Source organism: Vibrio sp. 1CM24A, assembly GCF_023161725.1.
Lineage (GTDB): Bacteria > Pseudomonadota > Gammaproteobacteria > Enterobacterales > Vibrionaceae > Vibrio > Vibrio coralliirubri.
On the sequence record NZ_JALNTS010000010.1, the window covers coordinates 33,378 to 59,314 of the forward strand.

Below are 25,937 nucleotides of genomic sequence, written 5' to 3' on the forward strand. Positions count from 1 at the left end.
CAGTTTTTACATTGGAGTAGAAAATGAAACTGCCTATTTACTTTGACTATTCAGCTACATGCCCAGTCGATCCACGTGTTGCTGAAAAAATGGTTCAGTGCATGACGATGGACGGTAACTTCGGTAACCCTGCATCTCGTTCACACCGTTACGGCTGGCAGGCAGAAGAATCAGTAGATAATGCTCGTGAGCAAATTGCCGATCTACTAAATGCAGACCCACGTGAGATTGTTTTCACGTCAGGTGCTACAGAGTCAGATAACCTTGCTATCAAAGGTGCAGCGCACTTTTACGAGAAGAAAGGTAAGCATGTAATCACGTGCAAAACAGAACACAAAGCGGTTCTTGATCCATGTCGCCAACTAGAGCGTGAAGGTTTTGAGGTTACATACCTTGAGCCAGAAGCTAACGGCATCATCGATCTAGACAAGCTACAAGCTGCAATGCGTGAAGATACTGTTCTAGTTTCTATCATGCACGTAAACAACGAGATTGGTGTAATCCAAGATATCTCTGCAATCGGCGAATTATGTCGTGCACGTAAGATCATCTTCCACGTTGATGCGGCGCAGTCTGCGGGTAAAATCCCTCTAGACGTAAAAGAGATGAAAGTTGACCTTATCTCTATGTCTGCACACAAAGCTTACGGCCCTAAAGGCATCGGCGCTTTGTACGTTCGTCGTAAGCCACGTATTCGCCTAGAAGCGCAAATGCACGGTGGCGGTCATGAACGCGGTTTCCGTTCTGGTACTCTTGCTACTCACCAAATCGTGGGTATGGGCGAAGCTTTTGCCATCGCTAAACAAGACATGCAGAAAGATTACGATCACGCACTAGCACTTCGTGAGCGCCTATTGAAAGGTGTTCAAGATCTAGAAGCGGTAACCGTAAACGGCGACCTAGACCAACGTGTACCACACAACCTAAACGTGAGCTTCGCTTTCGTTGAAGGTGAGTCTCTGCTTATGTCTCTAAAAGACCTAGCAGTATCATCAGGTTCTGCATGTACATCAGCAAGCCTAGAGCCTTCATACGTTCTACGTGCTCTTGGTCTGAACGATGAACTGGCACACAGCTCAGTACGTTTCTCATTCGGCCGTTTCACAACGGAAGAAGAAATTGACTACGCGATTGCACAAATTCGTGTAGCGGTAAATAAATTACGCGACATGTCTCCTCTATGGGATATGTATAAAGAAGGGATTGATTTGAACACTGTTGAGTGGGCTCATCACTAATCTCACGGAAATAGAGGATTCGAGGTAACTATCATGGCATATAGCGAAAAAGTAATTGATCACTACGAAAACCCACGTAACGTAGGTTCGTTTGATAAAGAAGACCCAAGTGTAGGTAGCGGCATGGTTGGCGCACCAGCTTGTGGTGACGTAATGAAACTGCAAATCAAGGTAACGCCAGAAGGCATTATCGAAGATGCAAAATTCAAAACTTACGGCTGCGGTAGCGCAATCGCTTCTAGCTCACTAGTAACTGAGTGGGTTAAAGGTAAAAGTATCGATGAAGCAGCGGCTATCAAAAACTCTGAAATCGCAGAAGAGCTAGAGTTGCCACCAGTGAAAGTTCACTGTTCAATTCTTGCTGAAGATGCAATCAAAGCAGCTGTTGCGGATTACAAAAAGAAGCGTTAATCGTCTCATTAAGTAATCACAAAAAATAAGCAATATTTGGGAGCATCCTTTGTGCTCCCCCTGAGTTCTCAATTTATATAAAACACAAGGTTGTAGTATGGCCATCACCATGACAGATACGGCAGCAAGCCGAGTTCAAGCTTTCCTAGATAACCGAGGTAAAGGTATCGGGTTACGCTTAGCGGTAAAAACGACTGGCTGTTCGGGTATGGCGTATGTACTAGAATTCGTTGACGAGCTTAACGAAGAAGACGAAGTGTTCGAGCATTCAGGTGTTAAGGTCATCATTGATCCAAAGAGCCTAGTTTACCTAGACGGAACTGAGCTTGATTACGTAAAAGAAGGCCTAAACGAAGGTTTTGAATTCAACAACCCTAACGCGAAAGGCGAATGTGGTTGTGGTGAGAGCTTCAACGTATAAACGCTTCAATCGTTAAGCGTTTATAGTGAGCGAAGAATAAAATTAGGCTCTGATTGAAGAGCCTAAACTTAGGACCACCGTTACATGAATCATTTCGAATTATTTGGGCTACCACTTCAGTTTCAACTGGATGGTAGCCTTCTTTCTTCTCAGTTTAGAGATCTGCAACGCCAATTCCACCCTGATAAATTTGCCACTGCTTCTGAGCGTGATCGCCTGCTAGCCGTGCAAAAAGCTGCGCAAATCAATGATGCGTATCAGGTATTGAAGAATCCGATCAGCCGAGCTGAATACCTGTTAGTGCAACATGGTGAGGATATTCGTGGTGAACAGCAGACCCTGCAAGATCCTATGTTCCTAATGGAGCAAATGGAATTGCGTGAAGAGCTTGAAGATATCGCCGACAGTTCTGAACCTGAAGATGCTTTGTTTGCATTTGAAGGAAAGGTTAGCAAAATGTATAAACAACAATTAAGCGCTATCCAACAAGAACTCGACAGTGAGGCTTGGCTAGAAGCTGCAGACCGAGTAAGAAAGCTTAAGTTTATTGCAAAATTAAAGAATGAAATCGAGTTAGTTGAAGATCGTCTGATCGGCTAGTTCGTATAACAAGGACACATCCATGGCACTACTTCAGATTGCAGAACCAGGGCAAAGCGCCGCTCCTCACCAGCACAAGCTTGCTGTGGGTATTGATTTAGGTACAACAAACTCATTGGTTGCGGCAGTGCGCAGTGGTGAGGCGAGCACACTGGTTGATCAACAAGGTCGCAGTATTCTTCCTTCCGTTGTTCACTATACGTCAGAGTCGTACACGACTGGTGATGAAGCTCGTGCAAATGCACAGACTGATCCTAAAAATACCATTATCTCAGTTAAGCGACTGATCGGTCGTTCACTGTCAGATATTCAACAGCGATACCCATCTCTGCCATATCAATTTGAAGAAAGTGATAATGGTTTGCCTGTGATTCGCACAGAGCAAGGTAACAAGAACCCAATTCAAGTATCTGCAGACATTCTGCGAGCGCTAGGTCAACGTGCTGAGTCTACACTCGGTGGTGAGCTATCTGGTGCTGTGATTACCGTTCCTGCGTACTTCGATGATGCACAGCGTGCAGGTACCAAAGACGCGGCACAACTTGCTGGTCTCCACGTGTTACGTCTTCTTAATGAACCTACTGCCGCTGCGATTGCTTACGGCTTGGATTCAGGTAAAGAAGGGGTCATTGCTGTTTATGACTTAGGTGGTGGTACGTTTGATATCTCTATCTTACGCCTATCGAAAGGTGTCTTCGAAGTTTTAGCTACAGGCGGTGACTCAGCATTAGGTGGCGACGACTTTGACCATTTAGTTGCAGATCATTTCCAAGAACAAATGGGCTTATCAGAGCTAACAGCAGAGCAGAACCGTATTCTTCTAGACGCCGCAACGGAAGCGAAGATTGGCTTATCTGAAGCGGAAAGCGTTGATGTTGACGTATTAGGTTGGTCTGGTTCATTAACTCGTGAAGAGTTTGAAGAGATCATCAAACCGCTCGTTAAGAAAACACTGCTTTCATGCCGTCGCGCACTAAAAGATGCGGAAGTAGACGCGGATGAAGTACTAGAAGTTGTGATGGTCGGCGGTTCAACTCGCACATTACTTGTACGTGAAATGGTCGGTGACTTCTTTGGTCGTACGCCACTAACCAGCATTAACCCTGATGAAGTTGTTGCGATTGGTGCATCAATTCAAGCGGATATCTTAGTCGGTAATAAGCCTGACTCAGAAATGCTACTACTTGACGTTATCCCTCTGTCTCTTGGTATTGAAACCATGGGTGGCTTGGTTGAAAAGATCATCCCTCGTAACACCACGATCCCAGTTGCTCGCGCACAAGAATTTACCACGTTCAAAGACGGTCAAACTGCAATGACAGTACACACCGTGCAAGGCGAGCGTGAGATGGTTGACGACTGTCGTTCACTGGCTCGATTTGCTTTGAAAGGCATCCCGCCGATGACTGCAGGTGCAGCTCATATTCGTGTTACTTACCAAGTGGATGCTGATGGCCTGCTATCGGTTACCGCAATGGAGAAGAGCACTGGCGTTCAAGCTGAAATCCAAGTTAAGCCTTCTTACGGTCTGAGCGACAACGAAGTGGCTAGCATGCTGAAAGATTCGATGACATTTGCAAAAGAAGACATGCAAGCGCGTGCTCTGGCTGAGCAACGCGTAGAAGCGGATCGCGTTATCGAAGGCCTTATCGCTGCAATGCAAGCCGATGGTGACGAGCTACTTGATGAGCAAGGCAAACAACAACTTGTTCAAGCGATTGAAGCACTGATTGAAGTGCGTAATGGCGACAACGCTGATGCCATTGAGCTAGAAATTAAGAATACCGACAAAGCGAGCCAAGACTTTGCTTCTCGTCGTATGGATAAATCAATTCGTGCTGCACTGTCAGGTCAGTCAGTCGATAATATTTAATAGTTAGAGAATAGATAAACATGCCAAAGATTATTGTTTTACCTCACGAAGATCTATGTCCAGAAGGCGCTGTTTTAGAAGCAAAAACTGGTGAGACGGTTCTTGATGTTGCACTGAAGGCCGGTATTGGTATTGAACACGCATGTGAAAAATCGTGTGCATGTACAACATGTCACGTTGTGATTCGTGAAGGTTTTGATTCTTTAGAAGAGAGTGATGATCTAGAAGACGACATGCTAGATAAAGCATGGGGCTTAGAGATGGAATCTCGTCTTGGTTGCCAAGCTAAAGTGGCTGATACGGATCTTGTTGTAGAGATTCCAAAGTACACGTTGAACCTGGCTTCTGAAGACCACTAAGAACCAGTTCTCAATCATGGCTAATACAGCGATGACTGAGAGAGTTATTGCTTAGACAAGCATACTAAGAAAACTGGCCTAGAATATAGATCATAAAGGTGACAGAGCGTCGCTGATAAATATAAGGAAGTGTTATGAGCTTGAAGTGGATTGATTCGCGAGATATCGCAATTGAGCTATGTGATTTGTACCCTGATACTGATCCTAAAACGGTACGTTTTACCGATCTGCATCAATGGGTGCTAGACCTTGAAGAGTTCGACGACGAGCCTAACCACTCGAATGAAAAAATCTTAGAGGCTATTATTTTGTGCTGGATGGATGAGATGGATTAATCCTCTTGTCTAATGATTTGGTCGCGGGTTGGTATCAGTCCAATATAAAACGCAGCCAAGTTAACAATTCTTACTAAAAAAAGCGGACCTTATGGTCCGTTTTTTTATCAAAATGACATTTTCCTCCTACATAATGCTAACATCAGTGCGCTAATAAAAAATAATCAGAATCACACACTCAAAGTGGTTCATGACAAGGAGAAATCATGTCTACACAGATGTCAGTATTTTTAAGTCAAGAAGCTGCCCAGCCTCAGTGGGGAGCAAGAGCTATTTTATCGTTCTCAGAAGCGGGAGCGACAATTCACATTGGTGAAGGCCACGATCTAGGCGCAGTTCAGCGTGCGGGTCGTACGCTTGACGGACAAGGTATCGCATTCGTTTCACTTCGTGGTGAAGGTTGGGATCTAGAAAGCGTTTGGGCTTTCTACCAAGGCTACCGTGGACCAAAGAAAAAGAATGCATTGGAATGGGATGCACTTTCAGAAGCCGATCAAACAGAGCTTGAAGCTCGTATTCGCGCAACTGACTGGACGCGTGACATTATCAACAAAACCGCTGAAGAAGTAGCACCTCGTCAACTCGCGACTATGGCTGCAGAATACATCAAGTCAGTGGCACCTGCGGGCACTGTTAAAGCGAAGATCGTTAAAGACAAGGATCTACTAACCGAAGGTTGGGAAGGCATCTACGCGGTCGGCCGTGGCTCTGAGCGTACATCAGCAATGCTGCAACTGGACTTCAACCCAACAGGCGATGAAAACGCACCTGTATTTGCTTGTTTAGTGGGTAAAGGTATTACGTTCGATTCGGGCGGTTACAGCATCAAGCCAGGCCAATTCATGACAGCGATGAAAGCTGACATGGGCGGCGCAGCAACGATTACTGGTGGTTTAGGTCTTGCGATTGAACGCGGCCTGAACAAGCGCATCAAGCTTATCTTATGTTGTGCAGAGAACATGATCTCTGGTCGCGCATTGAAGCTTGGCGATATCATTACCTACAAAAACGGTAAGACAGTTGAGATCATGAACACTGATGCGGAAGGTCGCTTGGTGCTGGCTGATGGCCTAATGTACGCAAGTGCACAAAGCCCTGAGCTGATCATTGACTGTGCAACGCTAACAGGTGCGGCTAAAAACGCACTAGGTAACGACTACCACGCACTATTAAGCTTCGATGATGAGTTATCTCACCAAGCGCTAACGGCGGCAAACCAAGAAAAAGAAGGGCTATGGCCATTGCCTCTTGCTGATTTCCACCGTGGCATGTTGCCTTCAAACTTTGCTGATCTTTCAAACATCAGCACGGGTGATTACACACCGGGTGCAAGTACAGCAGCGGCATTCCTTTCTTACTTTGTAGATGACTACAAAAAAGGTTGGATTCATATGGATTGCGCAGGTACTTACCGTAAGTCAGCAAGTGACAAGTGGGCGGCAGGCGCAACGGGTATGGGCGTTCGCACACTGGCTCGTCTTCTTATCGACCAAGCAAAATAATAATAAGGGTGAGCGGTATTTTGTGCCGCTCATTCATAAAGCTCAGATCGAAAGATCTCAGTAATTTCAGTATTTAATAACAAAAAAATGAAGTGAAGGAATCCCTATGGCTCTAGAAAGAACGTTCTCAATTGTTAAGCCGGATGCAGTTAAGCGTAACCTTGTTGGTGAAATCTACCACCGTATCGAAAAAGCAGGCCTAGAAATTATTGCTGCTAAGATGGTTCGTCTTACTGAAGAGCAAGCGAGTGGCTTCTACGCTGAACACGAAGGCAAAGAGTTCTTCCCTGCTCTTAAAGAGTTTATGACTTCTGGTCCTATCATGGTTCAAGTGCTTGAAGGCGAAAACGCTATCGCTCGTTACCGTGAACTTATGGGCAAAACAAATCCAGAAGAAGCGGCATGCGGTACTATCCGTGCTGACTACGCAATCAGCATGCGTTACAACTCAGTTCACGGCAGCGACAGTCCTGAGTCTGCAGCTCGCGAAATCGAATTCTTCTTCCCAGAATCTGAAATTTGCCCACGCCCAGCTCAATAATCGGCACAGCAAATTATTCTAAAGGCTTCACATCGGTGAGGCCTTTTTTGTAAGTGGATTTTACGCTCTCGATAATCAATTTAGTCGTCATTCCCGAAAGCGACGAAGGAGCGTAATCGGGAGTCTGTTTTTGTTATTGGAGATTCCAGATACTTCGTTCCTCAGTTCTGGAATGACGGGCTTTGAGGAGTTGATGACCTGACGGCGATGAATAGCGGGGCTACAATTTCGAGCTAAGTATTACTGATCTGTTGGAGATTATTTACGTCATTCCCGAAAGCGACGGAGGAGTGTAATCGGGAATCTTTTGTTTAAATTGGGTAATCTCAGGCCCATAAATACAATTGTTCAAATTTTAATCGCTTAAGTTTGAATGTCTTAATAAACACAGGGTTTTACAATGCTTGTTGAAGTTGCGTAAAGCCTGTACAATTCGCGCCCTTAATTATTGTTCCGTCATTGAGAGGCATCATGACCACAGCTAAAGTCAATCTACTCGATTTTGATCGTAAAGGTCTTCGTAAATTTTTCACAGAAGAACTGAATGAGAAAGCGTTTCGAGCAGAGCAAGTGATGAAGTGGATTTATCACTTCGGTGTCGATGACTTCGAACAAATGAACAACATCAACAAAAAGTTACGTGAGAAACTTCAACGTCGCTGTGAGATTGTGGCACCTGTTGTTTCTGAAGCTCAACACTCTTCAGATGGCACAATTAAATGGGCGATGAGCGTTGGCGACCAAGATGTTGAAACGGTATACATCCCAGACGGTGACCGTGCGACGTTATGTGTATCTTCACAGGTTGGTTGTGCACTTGAATGTAAGTTCTGCTCTACAGCTCAACAAGGCTTTAACCGTAACCTAAAAGTTTCAGAGATTGTTGGCCAAATCTGGCGTGCATCTCGCGAAATCGGCCTAGAAAAAGAAACCGGCCGTCGTCCAATTACTAACGTTGTAATGATGGGTATGGGCGAGCCTCTATTGAACATGAAGAACCTAATGCCATCATTAGAAATCATGCTTGATGATCTAGGTTTCGCACTGTCTAAGCGTCGTGTAACTGTATCAACTTCTGGTGTTGTTTCTGGTCTTGACCAAATGACAGACAACATTGATGTCGCATTGGCTATTTCTCTACATGCACCAAACGATGCACTACGTAGCCAAATCATGCCGATCAACGACCGTTGGGATATCCAAGACTTCCTAGCATCTGTTCGTCGTTACATTGCGTCTTCAAATGCTAACCGCGGTAAAGTAACGGTTGAGTACGTGCTATTGGATCATGTGAATGATGATATGGACCACGCACGTGAACTTGCAGAGCTAATGAAAGAGACGCCTTGTAAGATCAACTTGATTCCATTCAACCCTTACCCGGGTTCGCCTTATAAGAAGCCAAGTAACTCTCGTATTGATCGCTTCCAAAAAACGCTGATGGAATACAACTACACAGTAACCGTTCGTAAGACTCGTGGTGATGATATTGATGCCGCGTGTGGTCAGTTAGTCGGTGATGTGATTGATAGAACCAAACGTACCAAAATGATCAAAGCAGCCTCTGAAGCGAACTTGATTGCCGGTGGTGTGATTGAAGTAAAAGCGGTATAAACGCGATTAGAACCTAAACAAGCCAGAAGTCTTACTTCTGGCTTGTTGCTTTTCTGGGGTACAGTTTTTGATTTTTTGGACTTCTTGCCCACGCTTTCTTACATTTTTCGTCAAATTTTGGACAAAACCATGAGCTGACGGTAAATTTTGTTTAAAGTGTTTTTGCCTTGTAATGGCATTAGCTTATGATTAACTAATCTTAAATTAATTTAAGTGCTCGCTTGCTACTGATCATCAATATGTCTATTTAGGTTGGCTACTTGATAAACTAGCTTCCTGAGAAGGTCATCCATAACAAATGAATGATGTTCGCCTTTAAGGGTTGATGATTTAGATAGCAGGAAAAATTCCACATAACGTGGGTTGTTAGATTGAGCTTAAACGACAATAAGAAAACGCTCTCCTCAACCTGCGATAATACTTTAGAAGTTCACTCTCTATGAACACAGAACAAGATACACAAGCGCAAGAAAACGTAGCTCCAGCTTTGGAAGCGGGAACGCTGCTTAAGAACAAACGAGAATCTCTTGGTTTAACGCAAAAGCAGATTTCTGATCGCTTGAAACTTCGCGTTACGCTGATCCAACAAATTGAAGAAAACCAATTCGAGTCAGATCAAGTGGCGACGTTTATGCGTGGCTACATTCGTTCATACGCGAAATACGTCAATCTTGACGAAAAAGTTGTATTGAGTGCGTTGCATCATGCCGGTGATGCTCAGCATCAAGAGCAAGAAATGCTGAGTTTTTCTCGTAAGACCAAAACCGAGAAGCACAACAGTCGTATTATGATCCTGACTTGGAGCATTTTTGCGGTCATTGCGGGTATCTCCTCACTTTGGTGGTGGCAGAACCAACAGCAAGACACCTTATCTCAATCTTTAGCGAATACTGAAAGCTCAGAAGAGCTAGCAGTAGAAGAATCACTTGCCCCTGAATTCACCTCTTTAGAAGTGATCGAAGCTGAACAAAACGAAGCGGGTGCTTCTGTTGTTGACGGTACTGAAGGCCTTGCTGCGATAAGCGATGCGGAAGATACTTCAGATGCTGTTACTCCAGCTGACGAAACTCCTGCACAACAAGCAACAGAGACAGAACCAACTGCTGAAGTTGCTGCGAATGTAGAAGTGGTTGAAGCAAGTACTGCTCCTGAAGCTGTGGCTAACGAGCTAGTGATGCAGTTCACTGCTGATTGCTGGATCCAAGTAAAAGATGCAACGGGTAAAACCTTGTCAACTGGCATCAAAAAAGCAGGTCAGTCGTTAAATCTTTCAGGAACTGCGCCATATAAAGTGATTCTAGGTGCGCCAGAAGGCGTATCAATGACATTTGCAAGTGAACCTGTCGACCTTTCTGGGTATACTTCAGGCAAAGTAGCTAGAATAACCTTACCTTAGAGTTAATATGCAACACGAATCTCCTATTATTCGTCGCAAATCAACCCGTATTTATGTGGGTGATGTGCCGATCGGTGATGGTGCACCAATTGCTGTGCAATCCATGACCAACACAAGAACAACAGATGTAGCCGCGACCGTTGCTCAAATTAGAGCTCTGGAAAAAGTTGGCGCTGATATCGTTCGCGTATCTGTACCGACTATGGATGCCGCTGAAGCCTTTAAGCTAATCAAGCAGCAGGTCTCTGTTCCTTTGGTTGCTGATATTCACTTCGACTACCGTATCGCACTTAAAGTGGCTGAATACGGCGTTGACTGTCTGCGTATCAACCCAGGTAACATCGGTAACGAAAGCCGTATCCGCTCAGTTGTTGATTGTGCACGTGATATGAATATTCCGATTCGTATTGGTGTTAACGGCGGTTCTCTTGAGAAAGAGATCCAAGAGAAATACACAGAACCTACAGCTGAAGCGCTTGTTGAATCAGCAATGCGTCATGTAGATATTCTAGACCGTCTCAACTTTGATCAATTCAAAGTCAGCGTTAAGGCGTCTGATGTATTCCTAGCAGTTGGTTCTTACCGTTTGCTGGCTCAGCAGATTGATCAACCTCTTCACCTTGGCATTACCGAAGCGGGCGGTGCGCGTGCAGGCTCTGTGAAGTCAGCGGTAGGTTTAGGTATGCTTCTTTCTGAAGGTATCGGCGATACGCTGCGTATCTCGCTAGCGGCTGATCCGGTTGAAGAGATCAAAGTTGGTTTTGATATTCTTAAATCTTTGCGCATTCGTTCGCGTGGCATCAACTTCATTGCGTGCCCGAGCTGTTCTCGTCAAGAGTTCGATGTTATTAACACCGTTAATGCCCTTGAAGAACGCCTAGAAGACGTGATCACTCCAATGGATGTATCTATCATCGGTTGTGTGGTTAACGGCCCTGGTGAAGCTGAAGTGTCTCACTTAGGTTTAGCCGGTAGTGCACGTAAGAGTGCCTTCTACGAAGACGGTAAGCGTCAGAAAGAGCGCTTCGACAACGATGACCTTGTCGACAAACTTGAAGCTAAGATTCGTGCAAAAGCGTCAGTGCTTGATAAAGCAAATCGCATTGATGTAGAAAACTTAGAAGATTAATACAACGCGATGGGGTGTGATTGTCTATTCGCACTAACACCTGGTTGTGAGAAATTACGGAATAAATACTGTGGCTAAAAATATCCAAGCAATTCGAGGCATGAACGACTGCCTTCCAACTCAATCACCACTGTGGCAGAAAGTAGAAAGCGCAGTTAAAAACGTGGTGAGTGCATACGGTTACAACGAAGTACGTATGCCTATCGTTGAAGAAACAAACCTATTTAGCCGTGCAGTTGGTGAAGAGACAGACGTTGTTTCTAAAGAGATGTACACCTTTGACGACCGCAATGGCGATAGCCTAACGCTGCGTCCAGAAGGCACAGCAGGTTGTGTTCGTTCATGTATTCAAAATAGCCTTATCAACCGTGATGAACAGCGCCTATGGTACATGGGTCCTATGTTCCGTCACGAGCGCCCTCAAAAAGGTCGTTACCGTCAATTCCACCAATGTGGTGTTGAAGTGTTTGGCCTAGACGGTCCAGACGTTGATGCAGAACTTATCATGATGACAGCACGTCTATGGCGTGAGCTAGGCATCGATAAGCACGTTCGCCTAGAGCTGAACTCAATCGGTTCTCAAGAAGATCGCGTTAGCTACCGCACTGCGTTAGTGGCTTTCCTTGAGCAACACATTGATGTGCTTGACGAAGACTGCAAACGTCGTATGCACACTAACCCTCTACGTGTACTTGATACTAAGAACCCTGATGTTCAAGCTATCTTAGGTGACGCACCTCGATTATCTGAATATCTAGGTGAAGAATCGAAGCAACATTTTGCTGGTTTGTGTGAACTTCTTGACGCTGTTGGTATCGAATACCAAGTTAATGAGCGTCTAGTACGTGGCCTAGATTACTACAACCGCACTGTATTTGAGTGGATCACAGACAGCCTTGGTGCTCAAGGTACAGTATGTGGCGGCGGTCGTTACGATGGTCTTGTTGAGCAACTAGGCGGTAAAGCAACCAATGCAGTTGGCTTCGCAATGGGTCTAGAGCGTCTGGTTCTGATGATGGAAACGCTAGAGCTAACAGAAGTTCGTCGTAGCGTTGATGTATACGTAGTTGCTGCTGGCGAAGGTACTATGATCGCGGGCATGCAGTTAGCGAATCAATTACGCGACACCGTTGAAGGTGTGCGTGTAATGAATCACTTCGGTGGTGGTAACTTCAAGAAGCAATTCAAACGTGCTGACAAAGTAGGTGCTGTTGTGGCGCTGGTACTTGGTGAGAACGAAGTTGCTGACAATACAGTTGTGCTAAAAGATCTGGTTGGCGGCGAGCAAGAAACCGTGTCTCAAACGGAAGTTGCAGAGAAAGTTGCTGCGCTAATCTAATTAGCCATTGAGCAAACGCTCATAATGAATACTAACGTCAGCACTATGCTGGCGTTTAAAGAATTAAAGAGGACAGGAAGTGGAACTTTACGATAGCGAAGAGCAACAAGTTGAAGCCATTAAAGATTGGTGGAAAGAGAACGGTAAAGCCGTAATCTTTGGTGCGGTTATTGGTTTAGGTGGTCTATTTGGCTGGCGCTATTACCAAGATTCAGTAGTTGAAGCGCGTGAAGCAGCTTCAGAAGGCTACACCTCTGTAATTTCAGCTCTTGATACTAAGGGCGTTGATGCTCAATCTGATATTCAAGCTTTCATCGACGCAAACAAAGACGCTGAATACTCAGTACTTGCTGCTATGCAATTAGCAAAAGTACAAGTACAAGCGGGTGAGCTAGCAGCAGCACTTGAACAGCTAGAGTGGGCAAAATCGGCAACTAAGGACACGGCACTTGCGCCACTACTTACTTACCGTGTTGCACGTATTAAAGCTGAGCAAGGTGAATTTGACGCAGCACTGACTGATCTTGCTGCTATGACAGATGAATCTTGGAAAGGCCGTGTTGCTGAACTGCGTGGTGATATCTCACTTCGTAAAGGCGACACTGACGCAGCATACAGTGCTTACACAGAAGCACAGCAAGCTGTTGACGCTAGCCAAACGCTTCAAATCAAACTTGACGACCTAGCTAAATAAGGCGCTTTGAATGAAGAAGATGTTTCCAAAAGCGGCGTTGTGTGCGATTGCTCTTGGCCTACTAGCTGGCTGTGCGGGTGAAGAAGACACCGTAATCATGGCTCCAGTACCAACGGTAAACAGCGAGTTCACTCCTAGCCAGGAGTGGTCGACGTCGGTTGGTGATGGTGTTGGTCACTACTTTTCAAAACTAACGCCAGAATTGGCTTACGACAAAGTGTTTGTTGCAAGCCGTGAAGGTATGGTTAAAGCGCTTGATCCTGATACAGGTAAAGCGCTGTGGAAAGTCGATCTTGAGAAAGACGTACTGGCTCGTTTATCAGGCGGCCTAACGGCGGCTTACGGTAAAGTATTTGTTGGTTCTGAAAATGGCGAAGTGATCGCACTGGAAGAATCGACCGGTGAAGAGCTGTGGCGTGTATCAGTGAATGGCGAGGTGCTTGCATCCCCAGCAACTGATAGCAACATGGTCATTGTTCATACCAGTCGCGGTATGTTGATCGCGTTAGATCAAGCAAGCGGCGAGCAAAAATGGACCATCAGTACGGAAGTACCAAGCCTAACACTGCGTGGAGACAGCTCGCCTGTTGCGGTTTCTGGTGGTGTATTCTGGGGTACTGCAAATGGTCGTCTAGCTGCGGCTATCGTTGACCGTGGTCAGCTTATTTGGCAACAGCCAGTAGGTACGCCAAAAGGCGCAACGGAAATTGATCGTTTGGTTGATGTTGATGCATCTCCAATTGTTCTTGGTGGCACCCTATATACCGTAGGTATCAATGGTCAGCTGATTGCTATCGATCTTCGTTCTGGTAAGCCAGTTTGGAAACGTAACTACTCATCAGCGATTGATTTAGCAAGTGATGGTAGCCGTTTGTTCGTTGTTACCGACAAAGACCATGTGGTTGCGGTTGATGCGCGTAGTGGTACAGAGCTGTGGAGCACTCCATTGTTAGAAAACCGCTTACTGACAGCACCTGCTATTATTAATGGTTATGTAGTCGTAGGTGATACAGAAGGTTATCTGCACTGGTTAGATCGTTCATCGGGTGAGTTTGTTGCACAACAGCTTGTCGATGATAGCGGCTTTGCGGTTGCACCAATTGAACTGCCTGAAGGCTACTTAGTGACGACTCGCAATGGCGATGTAAAGAAACTAACGATTAGCCAATAAAAGCGTGATATAATTCACAGTCGGCTCCTGGTTGGTAACAGCCAGGAGCCGTTTTGTTGTTAAAAATTAATAAACCGTGTGGTTATAGGTAAGAGTTTAAACTTGCGAACAAGTGCTTACCTATAACTACATTTAGAGAAGAAATTGTAGAGGTTGTTATGGTACCTGTTGTTGCTCTAGTAGGGCGTCCGAACGTAGGTAAATCTACGTTATTTAACCGATTGACTCGAACTCGTGATGCATTGGTTGCGGATTTCCCTGGCTTAACGCGTGACCGTAAATACGGTCATGCTCATTTTAGCGAGCATGACTTTATTGTTATTGACACTGGCGGTATCGACGGTACTGAAGAAGGTGTTGAAACTAAAATGGCTGAGCAGTCGCTAGCGGCGATTGATGAAGCTGATGTCGTTCTATTTATGGTAGATGGCCGTGCAGGTCTAACACCTTCAGACGTGGCGATTGCTAAGCACCTACGTCAACTAGAAAAGCCTTCAATGCTAGTAGTAAACAAGGTTGATGGTATCGACCCTGATGCTGCAAGTGCTGACTTCTGGCAACTAGGTGTAGAAGACATGTACCAAATCGCTGCGGCGCACGGTCGTGGTGTTACTGCACTTATTGACCTTGCTCTTAACCCATTCGCAGAAGCGCTAAAAGCTGAGAATGGCGAAGTAAGCGATTTGACTGAGTTTGAAGACGAAGAAGAAGAGCAGGTTGAATTTACAGAAGAAGAAGCTGAAGCAGAATTCAAGCGTCTGCAAGATCAACCGATCAAGCTAGCGATCATTGGCCGTCCTAACGTAGGTAAATCAACGCTAACTAACCGTATTCTTGGTGAAGAGCGTGTGGTTGTTTACGATATGCCAGGTACGACTCGTGACTCTATCTACATCCCAATGCAGCGTGATGAGCGTGAATACGTTCTAATCGATACTGCGGGTGTTCGTCGTCGTAAAAACATCAACGAAACGGTAGAGAAGTTCTCAGTGGTTAAAACACTGAAAGCGATTGAAGATGCTAACGTTGTATTGCTGCTTATCGATGCTCGCGAAAACATCTCTGATCAAGACCTAAGCTTGCTAGGCTTTGCGTTGAACGCTGGTCGTTCAATTGTGATTGCGGTAAACAAGTGGGATGGCCTAGATAACGACGTTAAAGAACGCGTTAAGAAAGAGCTAGACCGTCGCTTAGGTTTCGTTGATTTCGCACGTATTCACTTTATCTCTGCACTTCACGGTACAGGTGTTGGTCACTTGTTTGAGTCAGTACAAGAAGCTTACAAGTCAGCGACGACTCGTGTTGGTACTTCTGTTCTAACTCGTATCATGAAGATGGCGACTGATGATCACCAACCGCCTATGGTTCGTGGCCGTCGTGTGAAACTGAAATACGCGCACGCTGGTGGCTACAACCCACCGATTATCGTTATCCACGGTAACCAAGTTCGTAACTTGCCAGATTCATACAAACGATTCTTGATGAACTACTACCGTCGTTCACTAGAGATTATGGGTACACCTATTCGCATTCAATTCCAGAACAGCGAGAACCCATTTGAAGCTAAGACAAACAAGCTAACAATTTCTCAAGAACGTAAACGTAAACGTATGATGAGCATGGTTAAAGGTCGTAAGTAAACCTTTCCAATAGATTTGATACCCGAGCCTGTCTCGGGTATTTTTTTAAGCAAAATTCACGTTAAGCCATAACAATACGTTTTTATCATCCTGGCTTAACGAATCAGACTAGATTCCAAAAGAAGAACGATATGACTACTAGCGATTTGATTACACCTGTGTCAGCAATCACACCAACCATCACTCAATTTTGTCATCAGGCTTGGCAGCGCAATGCTAAAGCGCAGTACGTTGAAAGCGATGACAGCAAAACTTACCTGATCACCGACGTGACACCTTTCCACCCAGTGAGTCACATTTGGCCCGATCACCCTGCAGACCAAGGCTTTGTGAGTGTTGGTGACGTGCAATATCCCGTTGAAGACTGTCTTGTTGGTGCTATAGAACAATCTACTGGCAAGCTTCATATCGCAGCAGATATCCCTGTTAAGCGTGATACGGAAGGGTGGGCGTTTGTGGTTGTCCACCAGCTACCCGTATCTGCTTCTATGATTAAGGTTAGTGACGAAGTCGTGTTGTCGGTTGATAAAGAGTACCAAGCCAGTTTGAGCCGTGGTCACAGTGCTGGCCACATCGCTTTCCTAGCTTTGAATAAAGTATTGGCTGAGAGCTACTGGCGTAAAGATGCGGATAGAAAAGATCCGCTTGGCAGTTACGACTTCAATAGCTACGCACAAGTGACGAGCTTTGTGACTCCAGAGCTGTGTACCGATAAGTATCGTTTAGGCAAAACCCTCAAGAAGCGCGGTTTGAACGTTGCAGACATGCTAGCAAACCTTGATGACATCGAAGCTGATATCAACCAGATGATTGCGGGCTGGCTTGCAGAGCCGACGCCAGTCGCAATGAGACTGGAAGGTGAAGCATTAACAGACTCTCGCTATTGGGAATGGCAGTTGGATGCCGACACTTTAGTGTCTATTCCGTGTGGTGGTACTCACATTGAGAACACCTCAGAGCTTAAGGCATTGTCCGTTAAGTTAACCCAGTTAGATGACCAGCATATTGAAATGCTGACGCATGTAATTCGATGATTTAGACTGCAGATCGAAATGGCTTGTGCTGTTTATTTTATTATTACATGTCACTTTTGATATAAATAACTGTTTAAAATTGAAATGCAGCACATGTAACTTATGCTTTCGGTGTGTGGTGATATAAATATTCTTTTTGGGGTAGATCGCTGATCAAAATAGATAAAGCGAAAGATCAACCTATGATCTTCGATTGTGTGTCGTACTAATTTAGTGTGTTATTATTAACCAATAACAAGCTTGCATAAGAACAAGCTGTACCCGATTACACAATTGAAAGCCTTAGTGAATGGAACAACAATTTTTATTAGAAGGTCATCGAGCCGTCAATAGTTTGCTGCGCAAGCTTGCGCTTGGGATGGATCGCAAAGATTTAAATCACAAGATTATTCAGCTTACCGAGCAGCTTTTTGGGCAGCGCATGGCTTCAATTCTACTGCTCAACTCAGAGTCTAAAACGTTACACCTTGAATATGCCCCAAACCTGCCTGATTTTTACAATCAACAGATTGAAGGGGTAGAAATTGGTGCGGGGATAGGTTCTTGTGGCGAGGCAGCTGCACTTAAGAAAGCAGTGATGGTCTCTAACATAAATGCACACCCAAACTGGGCACCTTTTTTAGCCCTCACCAATCAAGCGAATCTGCATGCCTGTTGGTCGGTCCCCATTATCTCGTCGCGCGGTAATGTGTTGGGTACCTTCGCTATTTATAGTAAGTACATCTCTGAACCGCATGAATTTGAACTCGAGATCTTAGAACTACTGGCCTCCCTGTACTCGGTAGCACTAGAAAAGTTCGAGTTGGAGAATCAGCTTAACTTTTTCGCCAATCGGGATTCTCTGACTCATTGCTTGAATCGTCGTGCACTGTTCAATGAAGCCGAAAAAGTGTTGGCTAAGCGATGTTTTTCAGAAAAGGTGATGGCGTGTCTGTTCGTGGATGTCGATAAGTTCAAATCGATAAATGATACCTACGGCCACAGTTTCGGTGACGATGTGTTGTTGGCGGTTGCCGAAGTTCTTGATGAGGCAACCACAGCATGCGCCAAGATAGGGCGTTATGGTGGTGATGAGTTCGTAGTGTTCTCTTGTTTTGATGATCAAGAAAGCGTTGTTAGCTTCTACCACAGCTTAGAGAAAGCACTGCAAGAAGCGCTTTATATCAATGACGTGCAGTTTTCAGTGAGTGTCGGGCTTTCTTGTAACAAAGATCCTCAAGGATTAGACCAGTTGATCGCACAAGCTGATAAGAACATGTATCAAATCAAGCAAGCCAAGTCTCAGCAGTAGTAGATTGTAAAAATAGTCGTAAATTAGGAAATGCTAATGAGTGAAAATATCTGCCCTAAGTGCCAGTCTGAGTTAGCTTGGGATGGCAAGTATCACTGTGAAAGTTGTCAGGCTCACTTTACTAAAGTTGGGTTTTGTCCTGAGTGCAGCAGCCAACTTGAGAAGCTTCAAGCCTGTGGTGCGGCGAGCTATTTTTGCAACGGTGATTGCAACGAGTTGAAATCTAAATCGAGAGTAAAATTCGAATTTCAACCAGCGGAATAGCCTTAAACTGCATGGTTTGAACGACCATCGGTGATGTTATACCAGAGAGCCAATACTAAAGTGTTGGGTCTTTTTTGCATCTGAAGGACAGGAATGTTTCATCTTGGTTCATTTCCACTGTTACTGCACCAGTATGAAACATAGTTACATGATTACTATGCACTCTATTGGTGTGAGTTTCTTTTAAATTCTATTAATACAATTACTTATAAATAATTTCGTTGGTTTATAAGTTTGGCACTCTTCTTGTAACTCTGTAATTGAATAACAAAAATACAATTATGGAGTAATATCATGAACAAGGTGTTCAATTTATCGCTAGCTGCACTGTGTACAACACTTTCATTTTCTTCTGCAACAGTGTTTGCTGCCGATGAGACCATCAAGGTCGGTGTTCTACACTCACTCTCTGGCACCATGGCGATCAGTGAGACAACGCTAAAAGATACCGTGCTAATGCTTATCGAAGAGCAGAACAAAAAGGGCGGTTTGCTTGGTAAGAAGCTAGAGCCTGTCGTGGTTGACCCTGCGTCAAACTGGCCGCTATTTGCTGAGAAAGCGCGTGAGCTTATCGAAAAAGAGAAAGTGGATGTGGTGTTCGGTGGTTGGACATCGGTATCACGTAAATCGATGCTGCCTGTCTTTGAAGAACTCAACAGCATCCTTTTCTACCCAGTACAGTATGAAGGTGAAGAGTCTTCTAAAAACGTTTTCTACACCGGTGCCGCGCCAAACCAACAAGCGATCCCTGCAGTGGATTACTTGATGGAAGAGCTTGAAGTCGAGCGCTGGGTACTTGCTGGTACCGATTACGTTTACCCACGTACTACCAATAAGATCTTAGAAGCCTACTTAAAAGATAAAGGTGTCGCAGAAGAAGACATCATGATCAACTACACGCCATTTGGTCACTCTGATTGGCAATCTATCGTTTCAGACATCAAAAAGTTCGGCGAAGCCGGTAAGAAAACCGCTGTGGTTTCTACTGTGAACGGCGATGCGAATGTACCTTTCTATAAAGAACTTGGCGCTCAAGGCATTTCATCTGAAGACATCCCAGTTATTGCATTCTCTGTTGGTGAAGAAGAACTGTCAGGTATGGACACAGAACCACTGGTAGGCCATCTAGCGGCATGGAACTACTTCATGAGTGTTGATACCGAAGCCAATGAAGAGTTCGTTGAAACGTGGCAGTCGTTCATCAAGAGTGAAAAGCGTGTCACCAACGACCCAATGGAAGCGCACTATGTTGGCTTCAACATGTGGGCTCAAGCGGTCACTAATGCAGGCACAACCGATCCTGAATCTGTGCAAGATGCCTTGATTGGTGTGTCTGTACCTAACCTTTCTGGCGGTTACTCAACCATGCTGCCAAACCACCACATTACTAAACCAGTCCTGATCGGTGAGATCCAAGACGATGGTCAATTCGATATCGTTTGGGAAACCACAGGTCTCGTTGCGGGTGATGCTTGGTCGAGCTACTTACCTGAATCGGCAAAACTGTTCTCTAGCTGGTCGAAGCCATTCTCATGTGGTGCGTTTAACGTCGAAACGAAGAAGTGTTCTGGCGGTAACTAGAGTCATGAATGTTGAGCCTTGTCTTTAGTAAACCTAGCTAAGGTAAGGCTCACTACTTCTCAGGTAACAATAATTATCCACGTATCCATCAAGCAAAAATAACAATATCTAGCTCGATGGACTAAGGAAGCAGGGATGAAAAACGCATTAAACGTATTTAAGGCGCTGTTGCTCATGGCAGTCAGTGCTCAGTTGGCTTTTGCGGGAATAACGGATGAAGCTAGCTTTACCAAGGCGCTAGTTGGTAAGAAAACATCGGATAAAGAATTAGCTATTGATTGGGTGATTGAGACGCAAACGGAAGATGTGTCGAAACCTATTCTGGATGGCTGGTTAAACGGAAACCTTTACTATTTTGGTGATAAACAGAGCGAGCAGTATAAACAGCTCTACCTCATTCAAAGCATCAAAACAGCGACGTCAGCTCAGTCAGTATGGGATGATTCAACGCTTAATATCGAGAATGCGAGACAGTTTAAAAAGGTTCGTGTGAATAACAAACTTCGCGGCATCTTGCGCGGGGAAATTGCTTCTATTGGACTGAACAGCAGTAATCCTGATGTGCGTTATAAAGCGGTTTTGGATCTGTTAGGGACCAAAGACGCTGACATCATTGAACGCATAGCAGAACTCAGAGCCAACGAATCAGAGGGCAAAGTGGCAGAGCTGATGGACCTCTCATTGGCTATTTATAGCTCCCTTGATAAAAGCGCAGCCATTGAAGAGCGAGTCACGTCGATTGAGCGAGTTGGTGACTTCAAACACTCGGTCGTTCTGAAAACACTGAATCAACTGTTAAACAGTGAGCAAGATCCAAGCATTACCGCTGCAGCAGAACGTGCGATGGATAGCTATCAACAAAGCCAAGCACTCTATTCGGGTGTAGAAACGGTATTCTTCGGTTTGAGTTTAGGTTCGGTATTGGTGTTGGCGGGCATTGGCTTAGCGATTACCTTTGGTGTTATGGGTGTTATCAACATGGCTCATGGCGAGCTGATCATGATTGGCGCTTACACCACCTACGTATTGCAGTTGTTGATGCCGAATCATATTGGCTTAGCGCTGATACTTTCCATTCCAGCGGCATTCATTGTGTCCGGATTAGTGGGCATTGCGATTGAGCGAAGTGTGATTCGTCATCTTTACGGACGCCCATTGGAAACTTTACTCGCGACCTTTGGTATTAGTTTGATCTTGCAGCAAGCCGTTCGCTCTATTTTCTCTCCTTTGAACCGCTCAGTGAGCACACCTGAATGGATGTCTGGCGCACTTCAATTAAACCCAATGTTGTCTCTGACTTACAACCGCCTTTACATCATTCTCTTCTGTGGTTTGGTGTTTATGGGCTTATTGATGGTTCTGAAAAAGACACCATTAGGCTTGCAGGTTCGTGCTGTTTCTCAAAACCGTGGCATGGCTCGTGCGATGGGTATTCGTTCTGAGCGAGTTGATGCGATGACCTTCGGTTTAGGCTCTGGCGTTGCGGGTGTTGCAGGAGTGGCACTTTCTCAACTGACCAACGTTGGCCCTAATATGGGACAGGCGTACATCATCGATTCGTTCATGGTGGTGGTGTTCGGCGGTGTTGGCAACCTATGGGGCACGCTAGTCGCAGGCTTAAGCCTTGGTCTGTTCAATAAGATTTTAGAACCATGGGCTGGTGCGGTTCTCGCCAAGATTCTGGTACTGGTTTTCATCATTCTATTTATTCAAAAACGCCCACGCGGACTCTTCCCGCAACGTGGTCGTGCGGCTGAAGGTTAAGGACAACATCATGCAGTCAAAATCATTTGTACTTTCGGCAATGCGTGGTGACAAAGGTGGGCAACTGACCATCCTTGCCATTCTTGCGGCCGTCATTCTTATCCCACTGGCTAACACCATGCTACCAAGTGGACACCCGCTCCATGTCGAGACTTTCACTATCTCATTAATGGGCAAATACTTGAGCTACGCAATGTTGGCGTTGGCGCTCGATCTGGTGTGGGGCTATCTCGGAATCTTGAGCCTCGGCCACGGTGCTTTCTTTGCGCTTGGTGGTTATGCGATGGGCATGTACTTGATGCGTCAGATTGGTGATCGTGGGGTTTATGGTGATCCAGTCTTACCAGATTTCATGGTGTTCCTTGATTGGTCGGCGTTGCCGTGGTTCTGGCAGGGCTTCGATCAGTTCTGGTTCGCCTGTTTGATGGTGGTTCTAGTCCCGGGCGCATTGGCTTACTTGTTCGGTTATTTAGCTTTCCGCTCTCGTGTGTCTGGTGTTTATCTTTCTATCATGACTCAGGCGTTAACTTACGCCTTGATGCTGGCATTTTTCCGCAACGAAATGGGCTTTGGTGGTAACAACGGACTGACGGATTTCAAAGACATCATTGGCCTGAGTTTACAGAGTGATGCGGTCAAGATTGGTCTGTTTGTCGCGACTGGTATTGCGCTTATTCTCAGCTACATCGCTTGTCGCATGGTGGTGACCAGTCGATTAGGACGTGTGGCACTGGCGATTCGTGATACGGAATCACGCACTCGCTTTATGGGCTACGACGTCGATGGCATCAAGCTGTGGGTCTTCGTGCTTTCAGCGGTTATCGCGGGTATTGCCGGGGCTTTATATGTCCCTCAAGTTGGCATCATTAACCCGGGAGAATTTGCTCCCCTTAACTCGATTGAGATTGTGGTTTGGGTTGCCTTAGGCGGTCGTGCCACTCTGTTTGGTGCCATTGTCGGTGCATTGATCATCAACTACGCCAAGAGTTGGTTTACGGTTGAGTTCCCGGAGGTGTGGCTGTTTGCTCTGGGTGGACTATTCGTACTCTCAACCATGTACTTCCCACAAGGTGTGATTGGCTTTGTCAGTGAAAAGTGGCAGCAGCTGCGCAAGGCATCAAATGGGAAAAACCAAGATAAAGATAAGGATGATCAGCACAAGGCCAAGGAGGTGATCGCATGACCACATTTAATAGCGTAAAGGAATCGGTTCAGGCGTTCACTCGTCGAGACGAAGTCTTTGATTACCTCAAACCCGATATTCATCCTGCCATCGATACTCGACATAACGTGCTGTTGTATGTCGAAGGCGTCAACAAAAGCTTTGATGGTTTCCAAGCGATAAACGACCTCAACCTCTACATCAAAGAGGGAGAGCTACGCTGCATTATCGGTCCTAATGGCGCAGGTAAAACCACCATGATGGACATCATCACAGGTAAAACTAAGCCGGACACTGGCGAGGTGTGGTTGGGTTCGAACATCAACTTATTGAAGATGAATGAAGCCGAAATTGCCAATGCAGGCGTTGGGCGTAAATTCCAAAAACCGACCGTGATTGAGTGTTTAACCGTGTGGCAGAACCTTGAGTTAGCGATGGCGGGTGACCGCTCAGTGTGGGCGACGTTCACTGCTGTGATGTCTGGCGAACAGAAAGACAAACTGACCTCTGTGCTTGAGCTGATTCATTTAAAAGACGAAGCGGCTAACTTGGCAGGTAACCTGTCTCATGGGCAAAAGCAGTGGTTAGAGATCGGCATGCTATTGATGCAAAACCCTAAGCTGTTGCTGGTGGATGAACCCGTTGCAGGGATGACTCATCAAGAAATGGATCGCACCTCTGAGTTACTTAACTCACTGGCTGGTAAGCACTCGGTTGTGGTAGTTGAACACGATATGGATTTCGTTCGTTCTATCGCCAGCCATGTCACCGTGCTTCATCAAGGTCATGTGTTGGCTGAAGGCACTATGGATCAAGTTCAGGCTCACCCTGAAGTTAAACAAGTTTATCTCGGAGAATAGGATGCTAGAGGTTAAATCAGTTAATCAATATTACGGTGAGAGCCACACGCTGTGGGATTTGGATATGCAGATCCCAGAAGGAAAATGCACAGTGCTAATGGGGCGAAATGGCGTCGGTAAAACGACTCTACTGCAATGCATCATGGGTTTGGTTAAGGTCGAAAGCGGTGACATTTCGTTATCGGGTGAGTCGCTTCTTAAAACCGATGCCGAAGAGCGTGCTCGCCAAGGCATTGGTTATGTGCCGCAAGGCCGTCAGATCTTTCCGATGCTTACCGTTCAAGAAAACCTAGAAGTAGGTTTGCCGATTCGAGAAAAGGGCGACCGTAAGATCCCAGAGTTCATCTTCGATATATTCCCAGTGTTAAAAGAGATGCTGCATCGTCGCGGTGGTGATTTATCTGGTGGTCAACAGCAGCAACTCGCGATTGGGCGTGCGCTGGTGGTTAATCCAAAACTGTTGATCTTGGATGAACCGACAGAAGGTATTCAGCCCAATATCGTGCAAGAGATTGGTGACATCATTCGTATGCTCAACGAGAAGATGGGACTCACAGTCCTGCTTGTTGAACAGAAGCTGCCATTTGCGAGAAAGGTCGGTGACCGATTTTGCATTCTCGACCGCGGTCGTCAGGTAGCAGAAGGTGAAATGAAAGGGCTCAATGAGTCTTTGATTAAGGAGTACCTAACCGTATGAGCTCTCTATATTCTTCGAGTGAAGCAATAAACACTTCTTTAGCGGGAGTGTTGTCTCTGAATGAGACCATCGAACAAGATATTCGAGACGGTTGGCAAGCGAGTTTAAACCTCACTTTTGTCGACCGCGGTGATAAAACCGTATTAAAGAATCGTCAGCAGTCTGGTCCGCTTGCGGTGCAACGTCCCTTGTATCCTGATGGGGAAACGTGTCACACCTACTTACTTCATCCCCCCGGCGGAGTGGTAGGTGGTGACACTCTCAATATTGAAGCGACCATCGAAAGCGGTGCACATACGTTGATCACCACACCCGGTGCGACCAAGTTTTATCGCTCAAACAACAAGTACGCTAAGCAGAAGCAGACCCTACGAGTGAAGAAAGATGCACGCTTAGAATGGATGCCGCAAGAGAACATCTTTTTCCCGAATGCACACGTTCGTTTAGACACTGAAATTCGCCTAGAAAAGGGTGCACAATTTTGGGGTTGGGAGATGCACTGTTTTGGACGTCCTGCACAGAATGAGGGATTCGAGCATGGTCACCTCGTTGGGAAAACAGAAATCTATCTTGATAATCAAAGGCTTCTGACTGAAGGTTTTAATTTTCACGGTGGCGATAAGTTAATGATAAATATGGGGTTACTTGATTATTCAATGATGGGGACCTTTTATATCACTTCAAATGAGAAGCAAGATTTAGAGTTGGTACAGAGCTTGCTCTTATCTATTACACAGCAAGCTTCACAGCAATCAGTTACATCAAAAACGTCGAGTGAACCCACATTAATATTGGGTGCGACTCAGATAGAAGGATTGATTGTGGTGCGAGCCTTGGGCAATTGGAGTGAAGACATCCTTCAGGCCTTTGGTCAGATTTGGCAAACAACTCGCTCTCATTTATGTGGTACGACTCCTGATTTACCAAGGATTTGGGCGACTTAGCGATTAGCCCTTTTTGTACCTAGGGTGACTTCCGACCCTAGGTACATTTTTTCAAGCTTGCTGTGATTGAATCCCAC

At 45.5% G+C, this 25,937-nt stretch carries 25 protein-coding genes; all 25 read left to right on the forward strand.

Annotated features, from left to right (window positions below):
- The first annotated feature begins 23 nt into the window (after positions 1 to 23).
- The 25 genes from MSG38_RS20260 to MSG38_RS20380 all read left to right on the forward strand — a co-directional run bounded on the left by MSG38_RS20260 (position 24) and on the right by MSG38_RS20380 (position 25,860).
- Positions 24 to 1,238: an IscS subfamily cysteine desulfurase gene (locus MSG38_RS20260; RefSeq protein WP_048613459.1), complete on the forward strand. Its 1,215-nt coding sequence runs from the start codon at positions 24 to 26 to the stop codon at positions 1,236 to 1,238.
- A 33-nt stretch (positions 1,239 to 1,271) separates the two neighbouring features.
- Complete coding sequence (gene iscU / locus MSG38_RS20265; protein ID WP_004740340.1) at positions 1,272 to 1,649, forward strand: Fe-S cluster assembly scaffold IscU; 378 nt, start codon at positions 1,272 to 1,274, stop codon at positions 1,647 to 1,649.
- A 97-nt stretch (positions 1,650 to 1,746) separates the two neighbouring features.
- Positions 1,747 to 2,070: an iron-sulfur cluster assembly protein IscA gene (gene iscA, locus MSG38_RS20270; RefSeq protein WP_010440519.1), complete on the forward strand. Its 324-nt coding sequence runs from the start codon at positions 1,747 to 1,749 to the stop codon at positions 2,068 to 2,070.
- An 84-nt stretch (positions 2,071 to 2,154) separates the two neighbouring features.
- Positions 2,155 to 2,670: a co-chaperone HscB gene (gene hscB, locus MSG38_RS20275; protein ID WP_019822106.1), complete on the forward strand. Its 516-nt coding sequence runs from the start codon at positions 2,155 to 2,157 to the stop codon at positions 2,668 to 2,670.
- 22 nt (positions 2,671 to 2,692) lie between these two features.
- Positions 2,693 to 4,543, forward strand: a complete 1,851-nt coding sequence (hscA, locus tag MSG38_RS20280; protein WP_059021420.1) for a Fe-S protein assembly chaperone HscA — start codon at positions 2,693 to 2,695, stop codon at positions 4,541 to 4,543.
- Positions 4,544 to 4,563: 20 nt separating this feature from the next.
- Positions 4,564 to 4,902 carry an ISC system 2Fe-2S type ferredoxin gene (fdx, locus tag MSG38_RS20285; protein WP_010440525.1) on the forward strand — a complete coding sequence of 113 codons (339 nt, stop codon included), beginning with the start codon at positions 4,564 to 4,566 and terminating at the stop codon, positions 4,900 to 4,902.
- Positions 4,903 to 5,036: 134 nt separating this feature from the next.
- Positions 5,037 to 5,237, forward strand: a complete 201-nt coding sequence (gene iscX, locus MSG38_RS20290; RefSeq protein WP_004740335.1) for a Fe-S cluster assembly protein IscX — start codon at positions 5,037 to 5,039, stop codon at positions 5,235 to 5,237.
- Between the two features lie 206 nt (positions 5,238 to 5,443).
- Positions 5,444 to 6,739, forward strand: coding sequence for an aminopeptidase PepB (pepB, locus tag MSG38_RS20295; protein ID WP_017062517.1), 1,296 nt, complete (start codon positions 5,444 to 5,446; stop codon positions 6,737 to 6,739).
- Between the two features lie 106 nt (positions 6,740 to 6,845).
- Positions 6,846 to 7,280, forward strand: coding sequence for a nucleoside-diphosphate kinase (gene ndk, locus MSG38_RS20300; RefSeq protein WP_016797173.1), 435 nt, complete (start codon positions 6,846 to 6,848; stop codon positions 7,278 to 7,280).
- A 471-nt stretch (positions 7,281 to 7,751) separates the two neighbouring features.
- Positions 7,752 to 8,894, forward strand: a complete 1,143-nt coding sequence (locus tag MSG38_RS20305; RefSeq protein ID WP_019822113.1) for a bifunctional tRNA (adenosine(37)-C2)-methyltransferase TrmG/ribosomal RNA large subunit methyltransferase RlmN — start codon at positions 7,752 to 7,754, stop codon at positions 8,892 to 8,894.
- A 439-nt stretch (positions 8,895 to 9,333) separates the two neighbouring features.
- Positions 9,334 to 10,290: a cytoskeleton protein RodZ gene (gene rodZ, locus MSG38_RS20310; RefSeq protein ID WP_248402475.1), complete on the forward strand. Its 957-nt coding sequence runs from the start codon at positions 9,334 to 9,336 to the stop codon at positions 10,288 to 10,290.
- Positions 10,291 to 10,297: 7 nt separating this feature from the next.
- Positions 10,298 to 11,419 (forward strand): flavodoxin-dependent (E)-4-hydroxy-3-methylbut-2-enyl-diphosphate synthase, encoded by a 1,122-nt coding sequence (gene ispG / locus MSG38_RS20315; protein WP_050619863.1) that lies wholly within the window; start codon positions 10,298 to 10,300, stop codon positions 11,417 to 11,419.
- Positions 11,420 to 11,489: 70 nt separating this feature from the next.
- Positions 11,490 to 12,758, forward strand: a complete 1,269-nt coding sequence (gene hisS / locus MSG38_RS20320) for a histidine--tRNA ligase (RefSeq protein WP_017062514.1) — start codon at positions 11,490 to 11,492, stop codon at positions 12,756 to 12,758.
- A 79-nt stretch (positions 12,759 to 12,837) separates the two neighbouring features.
- Positions 12,838 to 13,452, forward strand: a complete 615-nt coding sequence (locus MSG38_RS20325; RefSeq protein WP_248402476.1) for a YfgM family protein — start codon at positions 12,838 to 12,840, stop codon at positions 13,450 to 13,452.
- Between the two features lie 10 nt (positions 13,453 to 13,462).
- Complete coding sequence (gene bamB / locus MSG38_RS20330) at positions 13,463 to 14,623, forward strand: outer membrane protein assembly factor BamB (RefSeq protein WP_048608131.1); 1,161 nt, start codon at positions 13,463 to 13,465, stop codon at positions 14,621 to 14,623.
- Positions 14,624 to 14,781: 158 nt separating this feature from the next.
- Positions 14,782 to 16,263: a ribosome biogenesis GTPase Der gene (gene der, locus MSG38_RS20335; protein WP_017062511.1), complete on the forward strand. Its 1,482-nt coding sequence runs from the start codon at positions 14,782 to 14,784 to the stop codon at positions 16,261 to 16,263.
- A 131-nt stretch (positions 16,264 to 16,394) separates the two neighbouring features.
- A complete protein-coding gene (locus tag MSG38_RS20340) occupies positions 16,395 to 17,297 on the forward strand; it encodes an alanyl-tRNA editing protein (protein WP_248402477.1) in 903 nt (300 codons plus the stop codon).
- Between the two features lie 289 nt (positions 17,298 to 17,586).
- Positions 17,587 to 18,588: a sensor domain-containing diguanylate cyclase gene (locus MSG38_RS20345; protein ID WP_248402478.1), complete on the forward strand. Its 1,002-nt coding sequence runs from the start codon at positions 17,587 to 17,589 to the stop codon at positions 18,586 to 18,588.
- 36 nt (positions 18,589 to 18,624) lie between these two features.
- Positions 18,625 to 18,852, forward strand: coding sequence for a zinc ribbon domain-containing protein (locus MSG38_RS20350; protein WP_017056199.1), 228 nt, complete (start codon positions 18,625 to 18,627; stop codon positions 18,850 to 18,852).
- Between the two features lie 294 nt (positions 18,853 to 19,146).
- On the forward strand, positions 19,147 to 20,433 hold the full coding sequence (urtA, locus tag MSG38_RS20355; RefSeq protein WP_004735113.1) for an urea ABC transporter substrate-binding protein: 1,287 nt from the start codon (positions 19,147 to 19,149) through the stop codon (positions 20,431 to 20,433).
- A gap of 135 nt (positions 20,434 to 20,568) precedes the next feature.
- Entirely contained in the window at positions 20,569 to 22,197 is a 1,629-nt protein-coding gene (urtB, locus tag MSG38_RS20360; protein WP_248402479.1) for an urea ABC transporter permease subunit UrtB, read from the forward strand.
- Between the two features lie 10 nt (positions 22,198 to 22,207).
- On the forward strand, positions 22,208 to 23,380 hold the full coding sequence (gene urtC / locus MSG38_RS20365) for an urea ABC transporter permease subunit UrtC (RefSeq protein WP_017062507.1): 1,173 nt from the start codon (positions 22,208 to 22,210) through the stop codon (positions 23,378 to 23,380).
- Entirely contained in the window at positions 23,377 to 24,219 is an 843-nt protein-coding gene (gene urtD / locus MSG38_RS20370; RefSeq protein WP_017062506.1) for an urea ABC transporter ATP-binding protein UrtD, read from the forward strand. The genes urtC and urtD overlap by 4 nt, the downstream gene beginning before the upstream one ends.
- A gap of 1 nt (position 24,220) precedes the next feature.
- Positions 24,221 to 24,916: an urea ABC transporter ATP-binding subunit UrtE gene (gene urtE / locus MSG38_RS20375; protein WP_017079878.1), complete on the forward strand. Its 696-nt coding sequence runs from the start codon at positions 24,221 to 24,223 to the stop codon at positions 24,914 to 24,916.
- Positions 24,913 to 25,860, forward strand: a complete 948-nt coding sequence (locus MSG38_RS20380; protein WP_248402480.1) for an urease accessory protein UreD — start codon at positions 24,913 to 24,915, stop codon at positions 25,858 to 25,860. The genes urtE and MSG38_RS20380 overlap by 4 nt, the downstream gene beginning before the upstream one ends.
- Positions 25,861 to 25,937: the final 77 nt, after the last annotated feature.

Coding starts and splice junctions, on each gene's coding strand:
- MSG38_RS20260 (WP_048613459.1), top strand. CDS start 24: ATGAAACTGCCTATTTACTTTGACTATTCAGCTACATGCCCAGTCGAT.
- iscU (WP_004740340.1), top strand. CDS start 1,272: ATGGCATATAGCGAAAAAGTAATTGATCACTACGAAAACCCACGTAAC.
- iscA (WP_010440519.1), top strand. CDS start 1,747: ATGGCCATCACCATGACAGATACGGCAGCAAGCCGAGTTCAAGCTTTC.
- hscB (WP_019822106.1), top strand. CDS start 2,155: ATGAATCATTTCGAATTATTTGGGCTACCACTTCAGTTTCAACTGGAT.
- hscA (WP_059021420.1), top strand. CDS start 2,693: ATGGCACTACTTCAGATTGCAGAACCAGGGCAAAGCGCCGCTCCTCAC.
- fdx (WP_010440525.1), top strand. CDS start 4,564: ATGCCAAAGATTATTGTTTTACCTCACGAAGATCTATGTCCAGAAGGC.
- iscX (WP_004740335.1), top strand. CDS start 5,037: ATGAGCTTGAAGTGGATTGATTCGCGAGATATCGCAATTGAGCTATGT.
- pepB (WP_017062517.1), top strand. CDS start 5,444: ATGTCTACACAGATGTCAGTATTTTTAAGTCAAGAAGCTGCCCAGCCT.
- ndk (WP_016797173.1), top strand. CDS start 6,846: ATGGCTCTAGAAAGAACGTTCTCAATTGTTAAGCCGGATGCAGTTAAG.
- MSG38_RS20305 (WP_019822113.1), top strand. CDS start 7,752: ATGACCACAGCTAAAGTCAATCTACTCGATTTTGATCGTAAAGGTCTT.
- rodZ (WP_248402475.1), top strand. CDS start 9,334: ATGAACACAGAACAAGATACACAAGCGCAAGAAAACGTAGCTCCAGCT.
- ispG (WP_050619863.1), top strand. CDS start 10,298: ATGCAACACGAATCTCCTATTATTCGTCGCAAATCAACCCGTATTTAT.
- bamB (WP_048608131.1), top strand. CDS start 13,463: ATGAAGAAGATGTTTCCAAAAGCGGCGTTGTGTGCGATTGCTCTTGGC.
- der (WP_017062511.1), top strand. CDS start 14,782: ATGGTACCTGTTGTTGCTCTAGTAGGGCGTCCGAACGTAGGTAAATCT.
- MSG38_RS20340 (WP_248402477.1), top strand. CDS start 16,395: ATGACTACTAGCGATTTGATTACACCTGTGTCAGCAATCACACCAACC.
- MSG38_RS20345 (WP_248402478.1), top strand. CDS start 17,587: ATGGAACAACAATTTTTATTAGAAGGTCATCGAGCCGTCAATAGTTTG.
- MSG38_RS20350 (WP_017056199.1), top strand. CDS start 18,625: ATGAGTGAAAATATCTGCCCTAAGTGCCAGTCTGAGTTAGCTTGGGAT.
- urtA (WP_004735113.1), top strand. CDS start 19,147: ATGAACAAGGTGTTCAATTTATCGCTAGCTGCACTGTGTACAACACTT.
- urtB (WP_248402479.1), top strand. CDS start 20,569: ATGAAAAACGCATTAAACGTATTTAAGGCGCTGTTGCTCATGGCAGTC.
- urtC (WP_017062507.1), top strand. CDS start 22,208: ATGCAGTCAAAATCATTTGTACTTTCGGCAATGCGTGGTGACAAAGGT.
- urtD (WP_017062506.1), top strand. CDS start 23,377: ATGACCACATTTAATAGCGTAAAGGAATCGGTTCAGGCGTTCACTCGT.
- urtE (WP_017079878.1), top strand. CDS start 24,221: ATGCTAGAGGTTAAATCAGTTAATCAATATTACGGTGAGAGCCACACG.
- MSG38_RS20380 (WP_248402480.1), top strand. CDS start 24,913: ATGAGCTCTCTATATTCTTCGAGTGAAGCAATAAACACTTCTTTAGCG.